The following is a 19,401-nucleotide window of genomic DNA, read 5'->3' as shown; positions in this document are numbered from 1 at the left end:
TCATTTACAGTTATTCCGGAGGTTCTGGAGGCCTTATTTCCTGCCACTCTTTTATGCTAGTAGTAATATCAAAAGTTTGCGACAAACCCTGCCTCTCAACCTTTCTTTCTACAACAGCGTCTAACCGTACAGCTGATGCCTTTTTGCCAAAAACACCTTGATACTGAACATACGCCTTAATTTCAAATCTATCTGTAGCACTACTTTCATTAGCTTCTATCATTGCCTGTAAGTCTACCGTATTAAGAGAGTCTTGGAGAGAAATAATTTTAAGAACAACTTCCTCTGCATCCTCTATCGTATAAACAGGAATGGTATCGTAGTTGCTGGGATCTTTCTGCAAACGAGAAGCCGCCCAGCGTATTTGCGCTTCTGCTGCGTAATAACATTTCAATTCTTTTTTTTGAGTCTCCATTAAAAATATTTGAGATGTAGCAAGCATCATAACTGCAGTAGATAAGATAGCAACTGCTATTACCATGCCAATTGCAAATACTAGAATTGTAGATTTTTCTTTATGGCTCTTTATTACGCAAACAGAACGTTGTAACATAATGTGATTCTTCCTTTGTTTTTGCATTAGATATTTCACCCATCAAAAGATGTATTTCAACTCTTACAAAATTATCTCTATCTGGATCGGGGTACTCAATAGAAAATAATTCTACATTGGAAGCAAATAATTCATTGTCAATATCTTTCGCACTATTAGAATACCTGATCTCTCTTGCACTTTCAACAAACTCATATTCTATAGTTTTTCCTGAATCAATAGAGGCAACCTTTGCAGTATTATTGATAAATTTGACATCCTCTGCTTCTTTAAAGTCTTTCCCGATCTGCCGCATTAAATATTGAGCATCGTTTAACAAAGTTGCCTGCTTACTTGTGGAATGATAAAACTTTTCTCCTATCAAATTATATGTTATAACCGCACCAATAAGAAATGTCGCGATCGACATTGCAATTATAAGCTCCATAAGTGTAACACTATTTTTCTTCTGCATATTATTAAAGGTTTTTATATACATCATCAGTATCAGTCTCTATATCTGTTGTTATCCCCTGATCTGATACCGTTACGGTAAGAACAATTTTTTTTCCTAAGTATCCCAGAAAAGTATTACCTTTTCTTTCTGCAGTTATTGTAAAAGAATCACTAGAAGTCGAGATTGAAATATCAAAATCATTATCGGCATCAAACACGCCAGAACTTAAATCTAAATCGTCGATATTATTCGTAAATTCTTTGTTATCTATATAATTACTAATTTCAGCACCTCGTATAGCTCTTAGATAAGCAAGTGCATTGCGTCCATGCTGTCTCTCTATAATTTTGCTATATTGAACAAAGCCTAAAGTGCTTAAAATAGAAATTATTACTACTACCATAAGCACCTCAAGAAGTGTAAAACCTATTCTCTTATTATTTAAAAAAAAGGTCATCTGTTAAAGAATTATCCGTCTTAGTTCTTCCGGATTAGCGCTACGTTTGATAGCTTCGTCACGGCTGATGATGTTTTTACGATGTAATTCTATCAAAGACTGGTTCATCGTAACCATACCCTCACTCCTACCCGTCTGAAGCACTGAATATATCTGATGGAGCGTATTCTCTCGAACCATGTTTTTGATCGCAGGAGTTGCCCTCATAAGCTCATAGGCTAATGTACGCCCCTTGCTATCTCTTCTGGGTATCAGCTGTTGAACTATCACGCCCAACAACACCAAGGATAACTGTAAGCGTATCTGCTGCTGCTGAAAAGAAGGAAAGACATCTACAATTCTTGCTATTGAATTAGTCGTATCAACTGTATGTAGAGTCGCTAAAACAAGATGTCCTGTCTCAGAGAGTGTAATCGCTGCCTGCATAGTGTCTAAATCGCGCATCTCTCCTATCATAATAACATCCGGGTCCTGTCTCACCACATGCTTTAAAGCTTCTGCAAAAGAATGGGTATCCCGCCCTAACTCTCTTTGATTTATCGTTGATCTGTTATGTTTATGTAGATACTCTATCGGATCTTCAACGGTCACAATATTACAACCTCGAGTCTGGTTCATATATTCAATCATAGCTGCAAGAGTTGTTGACTTACCGCACCCTGTAGGTCCACAAACAAGAAAAAGTCCGGATGATTTATCACAAAACTCCTTAAGCCCTAAAGGAAGACCTAGATCTTCTATCATAGGCACCTTAAAAGGAATAAACCTGATAGCGCACCCCACAGAGCTTCTCTGGTAAAAAAGGTTTATCCTAAACCTGCCTATACCTTTTAAACCATAGGATGTATCAAGCTCTTTCTGGGCTCTAAAATACCCAATCTGAGTATCGCCAAGGATAGAAAAAGCTAATTCTTCTATATCTTCGGGCAAAAGAGGCCCTTCATCTACCAATACCAGCTCACCGTCTATCCTTAGCTGCGGGGGTCTTCCAGCGGTCATATGAAGATCAGTTGCACCTCTTTCAACAGTCATCTTAAGATAGTCATCCATTCTCTCTTTCATAAAAACCTCGCTTTAATCTATAAATCCCTCTGGTCCTATTACATATTCGTTGTCATTGATCTTACTTTTAGCTCTAGCTTCAAAATCATAATCATCCTTATATTCTACCTCATAATCAAAATATTTATCTTCTATATCTAGATTTAATGCTTTATTTATCTCCTCTATATAAATTGTACCACCAGATTCAGACTCATAGAAACTATCGTTGCTAGCTCTATATAATTTCTGGGCACTTAAGATCATCTGTAAGTTGGATTTTGCAAGTTTCTCCCTGCTTTTAGCAAGAGTTTTGCTAAAATTTGGCACCGTAATAGCAGCAAGCAACCCTACTATTACAACAACTACTATAAGCTCTAAAACTGTAAGAGCATTGTTTTTCTTTAAAAATAACATTTGCATCCCAAAAGCATGGTCAATATATATTTAACTGCCGCTTACTACGAACAATCAGCGGATTCACGATCTATCTCACCGGTACTTGAATCATATTGAACGCATATCCCAGCAGCACGAGTTTCAACGCCTCCTGTAGCAGTAATTTTATAAGTTTCTATACCACCATCATCTATCACATAGCTGAAATTTGTACCTGCAACAGCATTAGGATTGCTTATATCTAAATTATCACAGTCGCCCTCAACGCAGACGGGAACATCATTCCACTCCAGATTGTATCTTGCTATGGCTCCTCTTATTGCACCGATTGTTGTTATTGCTTCAGATGCTATAGCACGCTTTGATGCTTTAAGATACTGAGGTATTCCAAATGTTGCCAAGATTGCAATGATAATAATAACGATCAAAATCTCAAGCATGGTAAAACCTTTTCGCTTCATATTACGCCTCCTGTTTTTATTATCTCCTTTATATTCTTACATATCAACTGCTGTTGCAAGTCCAAATATAGGCAGAAACATTCCAACTACTATTATTCCAATTACACCGCCTACCGTCAAAATTATAGCCGGCTCAACTATAAAAGGAAGACGCTCTACGATAGTCTCCACTTTTTCCTGATAATAATCCGCCAAATGCCCAAGCATATTGGGCAAGCTGCCGCTCTCCTCGCCTATTTTTACCATATTAGTTACAAAGGGCGGAAACTCCTGATAATATAATTCAAGGATTGAGCCAAGAGAACCGCCTTCTCTAACTTTATCTTTTGCTTGAACGATGATACCCTCATAAATTTTATTAGCAACCGCTTTAGAGACAACTTCTAAAGAATAAAGAATGGGTACACCGCTCTTAAGCAGCATGGAAAGACCACTGCTAAAACGATATAGTATAATATTAAAAAATAGAGCACTTAAAACAGGGACTTTAATCTTTAATCTGTCAAAAAGCACTTCGCCTTTTTCGCTGGCCTTAAACTTTATGATAAAAAATACAAACCCGCCAAACATTATTAAAAGAAGCGGCGTCCATTTTTTCATAATATCACTTGCTACCATTATTCCTTGAGTAAGCATTGGAAGATCAGCATCAAAATAGCTATAGAGCTGAGTAAACATCGGCACCACAATAGTTAAGAAGACAATTAAAGCCGCTGTAGATGCTACAGAAAGAAGAATTGGATAGATAAGAGCGGATATCATTTTTCTCTGTAATGCTGCAGTAGACTCCATATACTCACAAAGCTGCATTAAAACCAAAGGAAGCTGACCGCTGGTCTCGCCTGTAGAAATAAGATTTACCCAAAAATCTGTAAATATCTTGGGGTGTTTTGCAAGTGCTGCGCTTAAAGCTTCACCTGCTTCAACATCCTTATTAGCTTTTTCCAGAGCATTATATAAAGATTTTACTTCGACTTGATCTCTTACAATCTCTAGACACCTAAGCAAGGGAACTCCTGCGTCAAGGAGCGTAGCAAGCTGCCGCGCTAAAGAAGCCAAATCATCGATTTTAACTCTGATGCGAAAACGCTTAGTTCTAGATGTTTGCTTAGTTTTTAAAAGCTCCACATTAGCTTTTAAGGAGACGATGACCAGACCTCTATCTTGAAGATGGCCTACCGCTTTATCTTTATCAGCTGCATCTAAACTCCCTTTTTCGATTCCGCCTTTGGGAGTTCTACATCTATAGATATAAGTCGCCATTTAGATTAGCCTTCTTTTATGAGCGTTATTCTTAAAACTTCCTCTATACTTGTGATACCCTCTTCAACTTTAGAGATACCGCTGTCCCAGAGGTTTAAGAAGCCTTTCTCAGCAGTTAAATTTTTTATCTCTTGAGCATCGGCCCGCCTGGCAATCATATCGCGTATATCGGAATCTATCGGTATTAATTCATATATAGCTGCTCTTCCAATATAGCCTGTCCATCTACATTTATCACAACCCTTGGCTCTAAATATCAAATCTTTATTAACTTTAAGACGCTTCGATATATCCGCTGTAGGCTCATATGCCTCTTTACAGTTAGAGCAAAGTTTTCTAACTAATCTCTGAGCTGCAACCAAAAACAGAGAGGGTGTTAAAAGGTAAGGCTCAACACCGATATCCATTAAACGTGTAATTGCAGATGCAGCATCATTTGTATGTAAAGTAGACAGCACTAAATGACCTGTTAATGCTGCTCTTACGCATATCTCTGCAGTCTCTAAATCTCTGACTTCACCAACTAGAATAATATCCGGGTCCTGTCTTAAAAAAGATCTTAGCGCATTGGCAAAAGTCAATCCTATCTGAGACTTAACCTGGACTTGATTTATACCATCAAGCCGATATTCAACAGGGTCCTCAATAGTTGTAATATTCTTATCCGGACTATTTATCTCCTCTAACGCTGCATAGAGTGTTGTTGTTTTTCCGCTTCCTGTAGGACCAGTAAGGAATATGGCCCCGTAGGGTTGATTAATAGCCTCTCTAAAAATTTCAAGCTGATTAGTGCTCAAGCCAAGCTGTGCTAAATCAAGCGGCAATTGAGACCTATCCAATATTCTTATAACAACCTTTTCGCCATAGATAGTTGGAACAACAGAGACTCTAAAATCAACAAGTTTATTCTCGAGTTTCAATACAAAGCTACCGTCCTGGGGAAGCCTTTTCTCGGCTATATCGAGTTTAGAAAGTATCTTTATGCGTGATACTATTGCAAGTTTTAAATGCGGTGCTGGAGGGGGTTTCTCTTGAAGAATTCCATCGACCCTATAGCGTAACCTCATCTTCTTATCTAGAGACTCTATATGTATATCGCTGGCACCCTCGTCTATAGCCTGCCTTATAACTAGATCAACTAACTTAACAACCGGAGCCTCTTCTGCTTTTGCAATAAGGCGATCTAGGCTTGCTGTATCATCTTCGGAAGTATCTTCTAAATTAAGCGTAACGCTATTTGCTTTTTTCTCATATGAGCTTTCTATAGCCTCTTTAAAAACATCGTGTGGCCCATAAAACTCATCGATTGCTTGTACGATTTCGGCTTTTGTTGTAATAACAGAGTTGATATCACAGCCTGTGATCTTTCCTAAATTATCTATTGTTATAAAATCAAGAGGGTCAACTACTGCAATAGTGAGAGAGTTAAATGTTCTTGATATCGGCAATACTAGATATTTTCTTGCTACCTCTTCAGATATCAAGGCTTCTAAGCCTTGATCATGAGCAGGACGTAGATTACCGCTGGCTATACTTATATAAGATATGCCAAGCTGCTTACCTAAGGCTGCCGCTATCTCTTTCTCGGTAACAAAGCCCATTGCCATTAGAACATCGCCTAGCTTGCCACCATTCTTCCTCTGATGCTCCATGGCCTGACTAAAGTCTTCCTCTGTAATTAAGCCCTCTTTGATCAGGATCTCACCAACTTTCTCTCTTATCGCCATTAATTAAACTCCTGTAGTGTCTGTTCAACAACCTCTTCTTTGCTAGCACTATTGTCTACAGAAAATTCTCTCTCTATAGAATCTGAAGCCTGGGTCATACTATAATAAGAGTCCTTTATAATATGTGGAGTAATAAATATTATGAGTTCCTTACTCTCATTTAACTTATAAGTGTGACGAAAAACTTTGCCTATAATAGGGATGTCACCAAAAAAAGGAACTTTACGAACTGTCATATCTTCATCTCTTTTGATTAAACCTCCCATGATAAGAGTATCTCCGTCTTTTATTCTTATCGTAGCTTTGGCTGAGCGTGTATGGGGATCCACATAATCATCAAAAAACGCTGATTGTTTTGGATCTACCACTTCTGAAACAATATCAATAGTAACAAAGCTATCTTTATTTACAATAGGAGTAACTATAAGCTTTACACCTGTCTCCATTCTTTCTGCTTCCGTATAATCACTGCTGTCAGTATCTGTAGTGCTTGTACCAATAGCTGTATCTGCAGTAATCTTTATCTCTGCAGTCTGATTGCTCAAAGTTAAAATCTTAGGCCTGGCAAGTACTTTCGTTTTTTGATTTTGTTTAAGTAAATTCAGTAAAGGATCAAACCCAACGGCTGATATAGTACCGTAACCAGAAGTAGAATCTGTTAAACCACTGAAACGGCCTTTTGTATTAAATGGAAATCTTGTTGCTAGTTCAGACCCAGTAATTTGAATCATACCGCTATCTTCAAAATAGATGCCTATCTCCTCCATATAATCTGTTGAGACCTCTAATATTTCTGCCTCTATCATAACTTGAGGTGTAGGCTGATCTAATTGAGTTATTGCATCTTCTATCATCGGAAAACGGGAAGGAATATCGGTCACTATTAAGCTGTTAGTTCTTTTATCAGATGCAATCTTCCCATACTCAGAAAGAATGCCTTGCAAGAAAGAGCTTGTAACTACATTTCCCTCTGCAGTCGTCTCTTGAACCTGCCCAGCAACGCTCATACCCTCAAACAACCCCTTTATCTCTGCAGGATCAGCATAATTTAACCTATAAATTCGAGTCATAGTCTCTACTGCAGGAACATTCAGCTTCTTTACAACAAATATATTGCTGTCGGGAGGCTGAAAGTAAGTAAGGCTGTTGGCTTTTAATATAGTATCAAGCGCTTTGTCCACTGGAACATTCTCCATGTAGAGCGTAAGCTTTTTATCTTCGATCCTGTCGCTGGCAACAAAGTTGAGACCTGACTGCATTGAAAACACTTTTAATATATCTTTAAGACTTGCATCTTTAAAATCTAAAGATATTGTTTTACCTAGCGAATCAATCTTCTCTTGGGCAAACAGAGAAGATGAAACCATAATTAATATTGCAAAAATTAATACAATATTTCGATAAAATTTCATAATATACCTCCTATTTAGGTTTTAAGATAAAGCTCTCTTCTCGATATTTCAATAAAACACCTTGTTTGTTGATCTCTATAATCTTTGTACCTAGAATAGCATCTCCTATTTTATATACCTTGCCATTTATTATAGCCAAAGGCATACCCTCTCCCCACATAATACCGCTAAGCTGCAGCTGAGACAGTCCTTTTACAGTGCTAGAAGTAGGCCGTAAAAGATTAGATTCCGGGAGATAAGATTTGAATGGATCTCTAAAATTACCACCGCTGTATTCTATTTCAGAAGCATAGACTTGGATAGAAACCAATAAAATTACAGCTATAATGATCATTAAAATTTTCATATTTTAGGCACAACGCTCCCTATAATCATCTGCCAGTTAAGCCTAGCGCTACCATCTGCTGTTTGAGGCATTTTTTTACTAGAACTTCCCTGCTTTACAGGGTAAGCTTTCAATTCCTCTACTTGAATATATTTAGCAGTATTGTCTATAGCTGCCATCATTCTACCTAGCTGATGATAAGAGCCCTCTAGGTGCACAGAGACCTTTATCTTATCATGAAAGGTAGCGCCAACGACAGACATGGGACGAACCGTGACTATTTCAACTCTTTCCTTCTTTGCCATATCATTAAGAATGACCATCAACCAACGCGAGTCAGTATTTTGAGGAAAGACAGTATTTAAAGATACTAACTCTCCTTCCAATTTAATCTTTTCTGAATACACCGATAGCAGTTGCTGTTTTACTGTAATCTGGTCAACAATCTCATTCATCGAAGCCAAATTTTGTTTAACGCTGATATTATAAAAACCGCCCAAAAACACAATTAACAACACTACAAACACTATAAAATTAATTTTTCTATACAATAGATTTGTATTCATCTCATAACCGCCTTGAGAGAGAATTCAATAACATTAAAACCCTCTAATGATGTTTTACCTACATCAACAACCTTAATATCTTTAAATAATTTTTTAGACTCTTTAGAGCTATTCATCTTATCTAATAAATTGTATATCAAATCCACACCTTTATCCCCCGTGTCATAACCATAACCCGATAATAACAACTCCATAGAGCCAGCTCTATCTGCGTTCTTAATTTCTAAACTATCCAGCCAGATACCTGCTGTTAGATTGGCAGGTATAAAATCAAAGATTTCTGAAAACTGTATTTTTTGAGATAAAATATTTTTTAGAAAAGTCTTTTTTTCTTTTAATTCTTCTATATCTTTTTTTAGTTTATTATGACTCATACGTTCTAGGCCAACTGGTATACTTACGCTCTGTCCTATCTCTTCCACGGACTGCATTTGATATTTAAGATAGAATCCGCTCATAGCAAGACCCAGAAACATTAAAATTAGATCACGAATAAGCTCTTTAGGAACCAGGTCTTTAATTCTGAAACCTTTTCCCTGCTTTCCCACGCCTCTATAATCCGAAAAAAAATCCAAATCGATATCATAACCTATAAGGCTTCTCAAACCTGCCCCAATAATACCAAGATGTTTTCTAACAATATCTTTCTTGGCAACCGCCACTTTGTTTTCAAGGGACGCAAGTTTAACATTGACATTGAGAGCACTCATTAGACTCTCGCGGACTTCTTCATTGGCAACCTCACCAGTTAATATCACTTCTTGTATCGACTGCTGGGGAAACTCCTTAATCATATAGTCAATTGTGCGGTTGATCTCAAACACTATTTTGTTCATAACCTGTGCTGAGGTTATCTCTGAGACAGTTGAAACAATAAAATCTCTGGCAATATAAAGATTGAGTCCTTGAGTAACAAGTATGGTTGAACCCGCATAGTCTAAATCTAAAACCAATACAAAGTCTTTTGCTTTTAAATCTCCTGAAGTAAACAGCGCTCTCAGTACGCTAAAAGGATAGGGTTCAATAGCAGAAATATTTATACCCAACTTAGAGGCTATGCGGACATACCTATCAAGGGCTTCGTGTTTTACAGCCATATAGACAACACGCATCTCTTTATTCTTAACCTCATAAGGGATATAAAAATCACTGGCAATATCATCTATGGCAAAAGGGATATACTTCTGCGCTTCGTATTTTATGGCCTCCACCCTCTCTTTCTTACCTAAATAAGGGAGGTCGAAAAATCTAAGCATCACCTCAGATGTTGGAATGATGAATATCGAGCTCTTAGCCCGGGAGGGGAGTTTCTGAAAGAGAGCCCTAAGCTTTGCAATTACTAACTCTACATTCTCATTCAGGTCCAAAGCAGGAACAAAAGGGAGCTTCTCTTCTACATATCCAAGAAGCGAGATATCTTTTAAACCTTTTTTAAGTTGCGTAATCCGCAGAATATCTCTCTTGATCTCTATTGTTGTAGTTACTTTTACCATAATATTTTATTAGATTAACATATATTTTCGTTAACCACCTATTCAAAAACTATGTAACTACTTATCAAAAAGTGTTTTTGTATTTTTATCTTCTCCAGGATTAGCTGGGACTGTGCGTGAATTCAACCACTCATCAACGCTGCTCTTGTCAAATCTCCAAACCCTGCCAACTTTAATACCTGATATTTTCTTTTTATGCAACCAATTGTATATAGTCTGCTTCTCGAGCTTAAGATAATCAGCCAGTTCACTAACATCCATTAACTTACCCATAATATTCGTTTCTTCTTAACTCAATTTACTCCTATAATACCTAACCCATATGTACTATCTTCTTTTTAACTTGTTTTAACTCTATTGTCAAGAAATTATTTTTATTATAATATAGCATCTCTACAAAAATATTTTAAACAAACAGATTGGATGATGGAGAGTAAGAAGAACCTTATTCCCTCAGACTTATCTTATAGTCTTTATTCCCTTCTAAAACAACATGGCCCTCTCTGGCCAGCCAGCCCAAGCTCATAAGAATTACATCTTTGGGCTTCTCTATGTTTGAAGTGAGCTTTCTAAGAGAAACCTTACCGTTTTTATCAAGATAGTTCCAAATCTCTCCAGCCACTATTCCGACTTCGGTAATCATATATTTCTCCTTGTTAAATTAATTTTATCTTAAAAAGGTAAAAAAATAAACTAAAAAGTATCCGGCTCTCTTTTATTATAGCTGCCGCAAAAAGGACATTTGCTAATCTCGTCTTTGCTGTCTGCCTTATAGACACCATAGCATATCTCACACTCCAAAATATTATCTTTCCTAAATTGGCTTCTACTTTTTTTCTCTCTATATGAAAGCAGCCAAAGTAGAATAATAACTGCAAGGGGTAAGAACAAGAATGAGAATATTATCCATTCTAATTGAAGGCTCATAGTCTCTCTCTGGAAAACAGAATCTCTCGCTTAGTCGGAGAATAAAAGAATCCCGTTTTCATTTTGATCCAATTTTCAGAATCCTGAATAAAATCACCGCTCATTGTATTTGCTATTACCATAATGGGCTGTGAATTATCATCGATTTCAACAGCATAGCTCAATCCCTGAGCTCCCAGGCTGGATGAAACTACAACATACTCCTTCACATCTTGCCTATTTAAACCTCTATCCTGCAAATTTGGTTCACTCTTTACCGAAAGCAATGGCTGATAAGAAACACTGCGGGGCTTCTTGGAAAATATTTCTGGGTCAATTTCTGAGCTAAATAGCTCTTCTAAGAAAAATATCTCTTCTCTATCTGCTGTCTGTATATTGGAATATGGTCGAATGTTTTGAAAAACCTCTCCCCAGAATTTTATCCTGGGAATACCAAAGTCAGCATCTATCTTAAGAAAATCTGGTTGAATTAAAAAAATAAAGATGCTATGCCAAAGAAAGGAGAGAATAATAGCTAAGACAGAGACTTTCAATCTATCCTTGTCTGTAAAGTTGCAATATTCAATTTCTCAATTCCAAGCTCCCTACACATATCCCAAACTTCAATAATCTTACCCAAAGAAGACTCTTCATCAGCTTTAATGAGCAAAGAATCTATCTTCTGTTTTCTCTGAGCCAAAACCTCTTTTAAGTCGTCTATGGTAACCACTTCTTCTTCCAGGCGTATTATGTTATCGCTTGTTATAACTATAACAAACTTCTCTTCTCTTAAAACCTCTGCTGTTGCAGTTTTAGGAAGATTAACAATTATACCCGCAGGTTTAACAAAAGAAGATGAAAGCATGAAGAATATAAGCAGAAGGAATACACAATCAATGAGAGGCGTAATATCTATATCTCCTTTTAGCAAGCAGGTTTTACGGGGAATATTAAATCCGCCGGATCTAAAATTTCCAGCCTTAGGTCTCATTACTTCTCTCCTTTCACGACCTGCACCAGCTCTGTTGAAGCTCTCTCCATATTGATAACAAAACCATCTACTTTTGTAACCAAAAAGTTATAAGCTACAAGAGTAGGAATAGCTACAGAGAGACCTCCTACTGTAGTAGTTAGAGCCTCCCAAATACCTCCGGCCAAATCTCCCGGACTAACAGGGCTCAATGCGCCGGCTTTCTCTTGAATGACTTGAAATGCCTGGATCATACCCGTAACAGTACCCAAAAGACCTATCAGCGGAGTTACATGAGCTAAAGTTGCAAGGATATTGAGATTCTTTTCGAGCTTTGGAACCTCAACTAAGGCAGCTTCTTCCATAGCTTCTTTGATCTCCTGCCTACTTGCAGACTGCTTAAGCAGTCCTGCTTTTATAATACTTGCAACAGGAGAAAAGGTTCTATCGCACATCTCTATTGCAGCCATAATTCTATTTCTCCTAACAGCATCAAGAATATTATCCATAAAGGCAGAGACATCTATTTTAGCTCTGCTTAGAGTTATAATTCTCTCGATAATCACCGCGAATGCAACAACAGAACATAAGAGTATAAGATACATTAACGGTCCGCCTTCTCTAATCATGCTCCACATATACTGCCTCCTTTATTTTAATTCTTCTATTTTTTTTAACCTTGCCTTAGCATATATAGCTTCTTCAGAAGATGTAAGGGCTATCTCTCTATAAATTTTTTCTGCCTCCTCATATCTGGCCTCTTTTTCCAACAACCTAGCGCACCGAACCCTCGCTTTATTCACAAAAGATAGATCTACATTATACAAGGCAGAGAGGCTTAAATACTGCAGGATAGCCTCCTCAACCTTATTCTCAACTTCATAAATTTCCCCGATATTAAAACTGGCTTCGGCAGCAATTATATCGTAAGGAGAGACCTCCAGGCTGCGATATTGCTCCAGTGCTCTTTGGCGATCATTTCTCTCTTTATAAATATCGCCAAGCTTTAGCGCTGCAAGCCTGCTAAAACGCTCTTTTTGGCTAACTATAACCTCTAAAATCTTTATAGCCTGCTCAGCTCTGCCTTGCGCGTTGAAGATCAAAGCTATATTATATCTTGCCTCTTGAGAAAGAGTTTTTGAGTCTTTTAAAATATCAAACATGTCAAAAGCTTTCTTTAGATCATTTTTATTGTAATGGCACCAACCCTGCCAATACAAAGATTGTTCTTTGAGATGATCTTTTTTGGCTATCTGATAAGCATTTTGGAAATTAGCACAGGCTCTGTCCCATTCTTTAAGATAGAAATCTAATTCGGCTCTATAAAAATAGAAGTATGCAAGCATATCCGGATCGTCTAAATTCTCTTTCAGCCAATCGTATTCTCTATCTGCATCCTGAAATCTTTTATCTTTTAAATATATTTTAGCTAAAACGAAATGGGCGTAGGGATCAAGGGCCAACATCTCACTGCTCTTGATAAACTCTTCAGCTTCTCTATAGTTCCCAAGATTATAAAGTAAGGCTGCTTTTTGAATAGAGGCTCTCTTTTTGAAGTCTTCTTCAGATTGAGAACTAAGAAAAGTTTCAACCTCAGTTAAAGCCATTTCATAATCACCCTGTTTAAAATAGGCCCCTGCAAGATAGAAGTGTACTTTATCAAGCAATAATGACTTGGGGAAATTCTCTATAGCAACACGGAAGGCTAGAATAGCGCCCGCGTAATCTCCTTGCTGAAACAAATATATGCCTAGTTGATACTGTGCATATTCTGCATAGAGTGAATCCGAATACTCCTTTAAAATCAGATTATATTTATCCATTGCTTCTTCAACCCTACCCATCTCTGCTAAAAGATCTCCTACCCTGCATAAAGAATTTATTTTTAAGTCTATATCTTTACTGTTATTGGCTACTGCCTCAAACTCTAGAACTGCTTTTTCTAAATCGCCTTTTTTATAATAGACCCAGCCTAACATATGACGCATCCGATCAGTAGAACCAGAAGAGAGTTCTTTAGCTAAGAATTGCAAGGCCATCTTCTCTGCTTGTAAAAGCTTATTGATATTATAGTAACAATCAACCAGCTCTAAAAAAGCTCTTTGATGCCAATCAGAATCTTTATACTTATAGATAAAACGCTGGTAATTTCTTATTGCCGGACTAAACTCAGACTTTTTATAAAATATAAACGGTTTCAAATAAAACAACTCGTCCTCAAGATCTTTTAAAATTACGTCTTCTAGTGAAAAAATAATCTCTTCGGCTTCTCTGTAGCGCTCAGTATCTATATAGATCCACACTTTAGATAGCTCTGCTTTCTGAGTCCAAAAAGGAGAAAAATCAGATTGAACAATTTGATCAAATTTATCGAGGCTAGATAAGTACTCTTTGCTCAAATAGCCTACCTTGCCTTTCAAAAAATGATACTCCGCCGTATTTCTATCTATACTATCTTCAATAGCTGTTTTAGCTTTATCTAGGTCTTCAGTCTTAATGTATGCTTGAACTAAATTATGGACCAGCTCTGCTTTTATATCTTCAGGTATAACCAGTCTTTTCAAAACCTCTTCCCAGTACTCAACAGCCTTACTATAGTCCCTTTTATTAAAGTAAATCAACCCTAGTTCATGGCCGGCTAAACCGCTCAAAGCAATATCTTCATCTAATTCAAAAAGCTGAGTCAAAAGCTTCACAGCCTTATCATGCTCCATACTTAAAGCATAGAGTTTACCAAGATAGAAGATAGCCTCCTGCCTTATCCTAACATCTTTTGAATCTAAAATAGCTTCAAAGATTACAACGGCCTGAGAATACTCTTTAAGATAGAACAAGGCTAAACCCTTGATTAAAGAGATATCTTCCTTAAAATCGGAATTGGGATATTTTTTTAAAAAAGCATTACAACCGTTTAAAGTGAGACTGTAGAAGTTATCGCTAAAACTCTGCTTAATGGCAGAATAGTCCTCTCCCTCTCCTGCAAAAGCAAAAGACCAAAAAGAGGATATAATAAAAACAAGGACTAGAGAATAGAGTATTTTTTTCATTTTATAAATTAATAGCTAAAACAACTCTTACGGCTTATCATAACATCCCGAATTTATCTTCTCAATATCTCTTTTAAAAATAATCCTGTTCGGGATCTTCCGCATTTTGCAACCTCTTCCGGGCTTCCTGTTGTAATAACATTGCCTCCATCATCTCCTCCTCCCGGACCTAGGTCAATAATATAATCTGCAGATTTTATCACATCTAAATTGTGTTCTATTACGAGCACTGTATTACCCTTATCAACCAATCTCTGTAACACAGTTAAAAGTTTTTCAATATCAGAGAAATGCAAGCCCGTAGTAGGCTCATCCAGAATATAGAGCGTTTTGCCAGTTCCGCGCTTAGAGAGCTCTGTGCTTAATTTTATCCTTTGTGCTTCTCCTCCAGATAATGTAGTAGCGGGTTGACCAAGATGAATATAGCCAAGGCCGACATCTTTTAAGAGATTTAATTTCAAATACACTTTAGGAATATCTTTAAAGAGCTCTATAGCCTCTTCAACGGTTAAATCTAATATCTCTGCAATATTCTTTCCTTTATATTTTACATCCAGAGTCTGTTCATTATATCTACTGCCCTTACATAGGCCGCAAGGAACATATATCTCTGGTAAAAAATGCATCTCTATTTTTTTTACGCCATCTCCCCTGCAAGCTTCGCAGCGGCCGCCTTTAACATTAAAACTAAATCTGCCCGGCTTATAGCCTCTGATCTTTGATTCTGGCAAGAGAGCAAAGAACTCTCTTATCGGAGCAAATAACCCTGTGTAGGTTGCCGGATTAGAACGGGGCGTACGCCCTATGGGCGACTGATCGACAACGATAACTTTATCAATATTATTTAAACCTTCTATTGCTTTATGTTTACCCGGCTTTAATCTGCTTCGGTAAAGCTTGCGGCTCACAGCCCTGTAGAGTATCTCATTAACAAGAGTGCTCTTACCAGAACCAGAGACCCCGCTAACACAGACAAAGAGACCTAAAAATATCTTAATATCTATGCTCTTTAGGTTATGCTCTTCTGCAGCTATAATTTTGATAGCAGGCCTATCTTTATAATTTCTTCTTTTCTGAGGAATCTCAATCTGTAAATTTCCGCTTAAATATTTTCCAGTTAAAGATTTTTTAGATCTAAGAAGGCCTTTAAAATTCCCCTGGTAAACAACCTCGCCACCGCTCTTGCCAGCACCCGGCCCAAGGTCAACTATATAATCAGAACTCTTGATTATCTGCTCATCATGCTCTACAACAATCACGGTATTACCTATATCCCTAAGCTTATGTAATATTTTTAAGAGTCTGCCGGTATCATAGGGGTGCAGCCCTATTGTGGGTTCATCAAGAATATAGCTAACCCCGACCAATCCTGATCCTATCTGAGTAGCCAGCCTTATTCTCTGAGATTCACCTCCTGAGAGTGTATTGCTCCGCCTGTTAATCGTAAGATAGTCCAGCCCAACATCGCTTAAATAATATAGTCTCCTTAGAATCTCTCTAATGATACCTTGAGATATCTTGGTCTTCATAGAACCAAACCTTATCTCTGAAAAGAAAACTATAGCATTCTTAACGGAAAGATCTGAGAGGTCAGATATGGAGAGGCCGCCTATTTTTACAGCCAAACTCTCTTTTTTTAATCTCTTACCACCGCAATCCGGGCAGGGCAAGCTACTTAAATATTTAGAAAGCTCTTCTTTTAAGTAAGGGCTCTCCGTTGTATTAAACAGCCTCTCTATGAGGGGTATAGCCCCTTCATATCTCCTATCATGAATATACTCTTCGCTGCCGTAAAGAATAATGTTTTGGATTCTCTTGGATAATTTTTTAAAAGGAACTTCTAAACTAAATCTATAATGTTCCGCTAATCCATGCAGCAATCTTCTATAATATAACATGTAGCCCCGACCACCTTTTCGCCAAGGCTCAATAGCTCCATCCAAAATGCTTCTGTTCTTATCTGGCACTACCAGGTCAAGATCAATCTCCAATTTAGTACCTAGTCCTAAGCAGGTGCTGCAGGCCCCATAAGGGCTGTTGAAAGAGAAGTTCCTGGGCTCTACTTCTTCATAGCTTATATTACATTTGGTACAGACAAAGTGTTGATTAAAGAGCTCTTTCTTTTTTTTCCTTCCCAGGTTATATTCTACCGAACATAACCCTCCTCCATATCCTAAAGTCAGCTCAACAGAATCTATTAACCTCTCTCTATTGCCTACGCTAAGAGTAAACCTGTCTATTAATAGTTCTATGATATGTTTTTTATTCTTCTCTAGCCGAGGCAGATTTTCTAAATCGTAAAGAATATTATCAATTTTAACCTTGATAAACCCTTCTCTCTTTAGTTTTTTAAAGAGTTCGGCATGCTCTCCTTTTCTACCTCTAATGAGTGGAGCAAAAAGTTTTAACATTCCACCAGCTTCTAAGGAGAGTACCTTCTCTATTATCTCCTGAGCGCTCTGCTGCTGGATTAACCGTTCGCATTTATAACAATGCACGTCGCCGACCCGGGCAAAGAGAAGCCTGAGATAATCAGAGATCTCTGTCTGGGTTCCGACAGTAGAGCGCGGATTACCTCTGGCAGTTTTCTGTTCAATGGAGATCGTGGGAGAGAGGCCTTCTATTTTATCAACATCCGGCTTACTAAGCTGTTCTAAAAACTGCCTGGCATAAGCAGTTAAACTCTCAACAAACTTTCTTTGTCCCTCCGCATAAATAGTATCAAAGGCAAGCGATGATTTTCCAGACCCACTTAAACCTGTAAAAACAATAAAAGAGTTCCGCGGTAAAGAGAGATCTATGTTTTTGAGGTTATGCATTTTGGCCCCAAAAACAAGAATTTTATCAAAAGGTTTATTTTTATTCATAAGAGAACCTGCTTTTTTTATTGACTCTCTTTATCTCCAAAACTAAAGAGAGGTTTAGGGTTCAAAGAGTTTTTCTTCTTCACCCAAGTATAAACATACCTATAGAGAGACTCTGTAGTCCTTAACCTGCCCTCTGCTATGGCATGTTCTACATCGCGGGCCAACCTATATATAGCAGCATCTAAGAGTAAAGAAAGATCTCTGTTGGCCTTAAGAGTAGCTGTTAATATTTTAAAATTTAACTCATTCTGATAATAATTTCTAATACACTCTGCAAGAAAAGCTCTGAGGTAATATTGCTCTCTAGTTTTTGGGCCCAATCTAACTCCGTTTCTTTTTAAAATCTGAACCAACTGATCGGGAACCAGTAATTTACAAAATTCACCCTCTCCTATAACAGCTACCTCTACTGCAAAATCTGTTAAATCTATTTTTTCATCCATGCCAAAGTGGCCCAAACCCCTAAGGGTAAATATCGTATTTTGAGGGTTCTCCTCTGCAATCCTTTCTATCTGATTCAAAAAAAACTTATCTCTGATTATTACGTTATATTGCCAAAAACCTTCATTGTACTGCTCGATAACATCCAGATACCTTTCTATATTGCCCTTGCAGAAAAGAGTAACTGCAAGCTGGTTTAAGCTTAAGTCATCAAAAGCAACTACAGCTTTCCAATTCTCATATTGTAATTCTTCCATCTCTATTCTTAAGTCTAATTTAGCAAAATAATTATATATTTCATGATAAAACTCTGTAGGATCATGAATACCCCTGCCTCTCTCTATCAATTTAAGCTCACCTAAAAGAGCCTCTCTGGTTTCATTGAAAGCATCTTTTTCGGTTAACCCCTTGCCTATAATTACTTTTTCTATAGATTCTTTGGGAATTAAGCCCAACTCATCAATGTATATAAGGGGTGAAGAATATCTCAGCGCCTCTTGATATAAATCATCAAAAAGCTGCCTAAAAAGGTAGAACTCCTCTTTATGATAAGAGTAGATGAAGATTATTTTCTGCTTCAGACCTTGAGGCCTATTGCGCTGCAACATCACTCCTACCGGCGGAATACTAAACATCTTGCCATCCCAAATCAAAAGAAAGCTTTTTTTTGATAATGTTTCCGAGCCTTTTACAGAGACAAGCCTTACCTTGTCGATCTCAGGATATATCAAATGGTACCCGCCTTTTACAGATGCAATGAAAGGTTCGCTTATCTTAGAAAAATCTTTTTCTACATATTTTAAATAAAACCTATCCAAATATACACCGCTCTCTCTGGCAACCCTTACAATGCTCTCTTCCAGAGAGAGGGTATGGCTCTCTTTTTGAAGCTTATTTTCAAGAACATAGAGACCTACATCATGACTATAGTGTTCCAATAGATTTTTTAAGGCCTGAGATGCTGAATATAGACTATCCGCATACAGGGAGCTGCTCGTTAAAATTAAAAAGAGGATAATTACCGCTAATCTTTTCAT

Annotated in this window: 21 protein-coding genes; all 21 read right to left on the bottom strand. The window is 37.4% G+C overall.

From position 1 onward, the window contains the following. Window positions 1-10 precede the first annotated feature (10 nt). The 21 genes from P9X27_00390 to P9X27_00290 all read right to left on the bottom strand — a co-directional run bounded on the left by P9X27_00390 (window position 11) and on the right by P9X27_00290 (window position 19,401). A complete protein-coding gene (locus tag P9X27_00390) occupies window positions 11-553 on the bottom strand; it encodes a hypothetical protein (GenBank protein ID MDP8252848.1) in 543 nt (180 codons plus the stop codon). Next, on the bottom strand, window positions 516-1,034 hold the full coding sequence (locus P9X27_00385) for a hypothetical protein (protein MDP8252847.1): 519 nt from the start codon (window positions 1,032-1,034) through the stop codon (window positions 516-518). Before P9X27_00385 ends, P9X27_00390 begins: the two co-directional genes overlap by 38 nt. Then, window positions 1,012-1,446: a type II secretion system protein gene (locus tag P9X27_00380; GenBank protein MDP8252846.1), complete on the bottom strand. Its 435-nt coding sequence runs from the start codon at window positions 1,444-1,446 to the stop codon at window positions 1,012-1,014. The genes P9X27_00385 and P9X27_00380 overlap by 23 nt, the downstream gene beginning before the upstream one ends. Before the next feature lie 3 nt (window positions 1,447-1,449). Continuing rightward, window positions 1,450-2,508, bottom strand: a complete 1,059-nt coding sequence (locus P9X27_00375; GenBank protein ID MDP8252845.1) for a type IV pilus twitching motility protein PilT — start codon at window positions 2,506-2,508, stop codon at window positions 1,450-1,452. A 12-nt stretch (window positions 2,509-2,520) separates the two neighbouring features. Then, window positions 2,521-2,904 carry a hypothetical protein gene (locus tag P9X27_00370; GenBank protein ID MDP8252844.1) on the bottom strand — a complete coding sequence of 128 codons (384 nt, stop codon included), beginning with the start codon at window positions 2,902-2,904 and terminating at the stop codon, window positions 2,521-2,523. A 44-nt stretch (window positions 2,905-2,948) separates the two neighbouring features. Further along, window positions 2,949-3,347 (bottom strand): prepilin-type N-terminal cleavage/methylation domain-containing protein, encoded by a 399-nt coding sequence (locus P9X27_00365; GenBank protein ID MDP8252843.1) that lies wholly within the window; start codon window positions 3,345-3,347, stop codon window positions 2,949-2,951. A 36-nt stretch (window positions 3,348-3,383) separates the two neighbouring features. Beyond that, window positions 3,384-4,610, bottom strand: coding sequence for a type II secretion system F family protein (locus tag P9X27_00360; GenBank protein ID MDP8252842.1), 1,227 nt, complete (start codon window positions 4,608-4,610; stop codon window positions 3,384-3,386). Between the two features lie 5 nt (window positions 4,611-4,615). Next, window positions 4,616-6,337 carry an ATPase, T2SS/T4P/T4SS family gene (locus P9X27_00355; protein MDP8252841.1) on the bottom strand — a complete coding sequence of 574 codons (1,722 nt, stop codon included), beginning with the start codon at window positions 6,335-6,337 and terminating at the stop codon, window positions 4,616-4,618. Further along, window positions 6,337-7,749, bottom strand: coding sequence for a secretin N-terminal domain-containing protein (locus P9X27_00350; GenBank protein MDP8252840.1), 1,413 nt, complete (start codon window positions 7,747-7,749; stop codon window positions 6,337-6,339). Before P9X27_00350 ends, P9X27_00355 begins: the two co-directional genes overlap by 1 nt. Before the next feature lie 10 nt (window positions 7,750-7,759). Further along, a complete protein-coding gene (locus tag P9X27_00345) occupies window positions 7,760-8,095 on the bottom strand; it encodes a hypothetical protein (GenBank protein MDP8252839.1) in 336 nt (111 codons plus the stop codon). Next, a complete protein-coding gene (pilO, locus tag P9X27_00340) occupies window positions 8,092-8,640 on the bottom strand; it encodes a type 4a pilus biogenesis protein PilO (protein ID MDP8252838.1) in 549 nt (182 codons plus the stop codon). The genes P9X27_00345 and pilO overlap by 4 nt, the downstream gene beginning before the upstream one ends. Further along, window positions 8,637-10,133, bottom strand: a complete 1,497-nt coding sequence (pilM, locus tag P9X27_00335) for a pilus assembly protein PilM (protein MDP8252837.1) — start codon at window positions 10,131-10,133, stop codon at window positions 8,637-8,639. Before pilM ends, pilO begins: the two co-directional genes overlap by 4 nt. Window positions 10,134-10,190: 57 nt before the next feature. After that, entirely contained in the window at window positions 10,191-10,406 is a 216-nt protein-coding gene (locus P9X27_00330; protein MDP8252836.1) for a helix-turn-helix domain-containing protein, read from the bottom strand. 172 nt (window positions 10,407-10,578) lie between these two features. Beyond that, on the bottom strand, window positions 10,579-10,776 hold the full coding sequence (locus tag P9X27_00325) for a winged helix-turn-helix domain-containing protein (GenBank protein ID MDP8252835.1): 198 nt from the start codon (window positions 10,774-10,776) through the stop codon (window positions 10,579-10,581). Window positions 10,777-10,826: 50 nt separating this feature from the next. Further along, complete coding sequence (locus P9X27_00320) at window positions 10,827-11,060, bottom strand: hypothetical protein (protein ID MDP8252834.1); 234 nt, start codon at window positions 11,058-11,060, stop codon at window positions 10,827-10,829. Further along, window positions 11,057-11,593 (bottom strand): hypothetical protein, encoded by a 537-nt coding sequence (locus tag P9X27_00315; GenBank protein MDP8252833.1) that lies wholly within the window; start codon window positions 11,591-11,593, stop codon window positions 11,057-11,059. The genes P9X27_00320 and P9X27_00315 overlap by 4 nt, the downstream gene beginning before the upstream one ends. Then, on the bottom strand, window positions 11,590-12,030 hold the full coding sequence (locus P9X27_00310; GenBank protein MDP8252832.1) for a biopolymer transporter ExbD: 441 nt from the start codon (window positions 12,028-12,030) through the stop codon (window positions 11,590-11,592). The genes P9X27_00315 and P9X27_00310 overlap by 4 nt, the downstream gene beginning before the upstream one ends. Then, window positions 12,030-12,638 carry a MotA/TolQ/ExbB proton channel family protein gene (locus P9X27_00305; protein MDP8252831.1) on the bottom strand — a complete coding sequence of 203 codons (609 nt, stop codon included), beginning with the start codon at window positions 12,636-12,638 and terminating at the stop codon, window positions 12,030-12,032. Before P9X27_00305 ends, P9X27_00310 begins: the two co-directional genes overlap by 1 nt. A gap of 21 nt (window positions 12,639-12,659) precedes the next feature. Next, complete coding sequence (locus P9X27_00300) at window positions 12,660-15,056, bottom strand: tetratricopeptide repeat protein (protein ID MDP8252830.1); 2,397 nt, start codon at window positions 15,054-15,056, stop codon at window positions 12,660-12,662. Between the two features lie 53 nt (window positions 15,057-15,109). Continuing rightward, window positions 15,110-17,923 (bottom strand): excinuclease ABC subunit UvrA, encoded by a 2,814-nt coding sequence (gene uvrA / locus P9X27_00295; protein ID MDP8252829.1) that lies wholly within the window; start codon window positions 17,921-17,923, stop codon window positions 15,110-15,112. A gap of 17 nt (window positions 17,924-17,940) precedes the next feature. After that, window positions 17,941-19,401 (bottom strand): hypothetical protein, encoded by a 1,461-nt coding sequence (locus tag P9X27_00290; protein MDP8252828.1) that lies wholly within the window; start codon window positions 19,399-19,401, stop codon window positions 17,941-17,943.

The organism is Candidatus Kaelpia aquatica, from assembly GCA_030765335.1.
In the GTDB taxonomy this organism is placed as follows: domain Bacteria; phylum Omnitrophota; class Gorgyraeia; order Kaelpiales; family Kaelpiaceae; genus Kaelpia; species Kaelpia aquatica.
Note: the sequence above shows the minus strand (reverse complement) of the source record. Positions and strands in the feature narration are given on the sequence as shown.

Bases quoted from the DNA above. Each gene is read 5' to 3' on its own strand.
- P9X27_00375 (MDP8252845.1), bottom strand. From the start codon at position 2,508: ATGAAAGAGAGAATGGATGACTATCTTAAGATGACTGTTGAAAGAGGT.
- P9X27_00325 (MDP8252835.1), bottom strand. From the start codon at position 10,776: ATGATTACCGAAGTCGGAATAGTGGCTGGAGAGATTTGGAACTATCTT.
- P9X27_00380 (MDP8252846.1), bottom strand. From the start codon at position 1,446: ATGACCTTTTTTTTAAATAATAAGAGAATAGGTTTTACACTTCTTGAG.
- P9X27_00300 (MDP8252830.1), bottom strand. From the start codon at position 15,056: ATGAAAAAAATACTCTATTCTCTAGTCCTTGTTTTTATTATATCCTCT.
- P9X27_00360 (MDP8252842.1), bottom strand. From the start codon at position 4,610: ATGGCGACTTATATCTATAGATGTAGAACTCCCAAAGGCGGAATCGAA.
- P9X27_00370 (MDP8252844.1), bottom strand. From the start codon at position 2,904: ATGTTATTTTTAAAGAAAAACAATGCTCTTACAGTTTTAGAGCTTATA.
- P9X27_00365 (MDP8252843.1), bottom strand. From the start codon at position 3,347: ATGAAGCGAAAAGGTTTTACCATGCTTGAGATTTTGATCGTTATTATT.
- P9X27_00355 (MDP8252841.1), bottom strand. From the start codon at position 6,337: ATGGCGATAAGAGAGAAAGTTGGTGAGATCCTGATCAAAGAGGGCTTA.
- P9X27_00390 (MDP8252848.1), bottom strand. From the start codon at position 553: ATGTTACAACGTTCTGTTTGCGTAATAAAGAGCCATAAAGAAAAATCT.
- uvrA (MDP8252829.1), bottom strand. From the start codon at position 17,923: ATGAATAAAAATAAACCTTTTGATAAAATTCTTGTTTTTGGGGCCAAA.
- P9X27_00385 (MDP8252847.1), bottom strand. From the start codon at position 1,034: ATGATGTATATAAAAACCTTTAATAATATGCAGAAGAAAAATAGTGTT.
- P9X27_00345 (MDP8252839.1), bottom strand. From the start codon at position 8,095: ATGAAAATTTTAATGATCATTATAGCTGTAATTTTATTGGTTTCTATC.
- P9X27_00310 (MDP8252832.1), bottom strand. From the start codon at position 12,030: ATGAGACCTAAGGCTGGAAATTTTAGATCCGGCGGATTTAATATTCCC.
- P9X27_00290 (MDP8252828.1), bottom strand. From the start codon at position 19,401: ATGAAAAGATTAGCGGTAATTATCCTCTTTTTAATTTTAACGAGCAGC.
- P9X27_00305 (MDP8252831.1), bottom strand. From the start codon at position 12,638: ATGATTAGAGAAGGCGGACCGTTAATGTATCTTATACTCTTATGTTCT.
- pilO (MDP8252838.1), bottom strand. From the start codon at position 8,640: ATGAATACAAATCTATTGTATAGAAAAATTAATTTTATAGTGTTTGTA.
- pilM (MDP8252837.1), bottom strand. From the start codon at position 10,133: ATGGTAAAAGTAACTACAACAATAGAGATCAAGAGAGATATTCTGCGG.
- P9X27_00330 (MDP8252836.1), bottom strand. From the start codon at position 10,406: ATGGGTAAGTTAATGGATGTTAGTGAACTGGCTGATTATCTTAAGCTC.
- P9X27_00320 (MDP8252834.1), bottom strand. From the start codon at position 11,060: ATGAGCCTTCAATTAGAATGGATAATATTCTCATTCTTGTTCTTACCC.
- P9X27_00350 (MDP8252840.1), bottom strand. From the start codon at position 7,749: ATGAAATTTTATCGAAATATTGTATTAATTTTTGCAATATTAATTATG.